The following is a 282-nucleotide window of genomic DNA, read 5'->3' on the forward strand; positions in this document are numbered from 1 at the left end:
GGACGGTGTCGCCCGTGGCGTACTGGGCGTACCCGGCGACCGTGTTCGCGTCCAACCATGAAGGGTTGCTGGCCGGGTCGGCCGGAACGGGGTCACCACCCTTGGCCAGTACGTACTTCTTCAGATCGAGGGCGTAGCAGTCGCCGATCGTCGTGGTCGCCGACGACAGCATCGGCAGGGCGGTGTGCCCGGCGATGCTCAGCGCCGAATTCACCAGCAGCTGACCGGGCTTGTTGTCCGTCGACGCCGGCGAGGTGCAACTGGTGCCGGCGGGAGTGGTGA

At 67.7% G+C, this 282-nt stretch carries 1 protein-coding gene; it reads right to left on the bottom strand.

Annotated elements, in window-relative coordinates; genetic code table 11:
* Window positions 1-282 (bottom strand): hypothetical protein (locus tag ACPYOG_RS19420; RefSeq protein WP_481295768.1); only part of this gene is annotated, 282 nt, incomplete at both ends.

It is taken from the genome of Leifsonia sp. HAY1-4F (assembly GCF_056755275.1).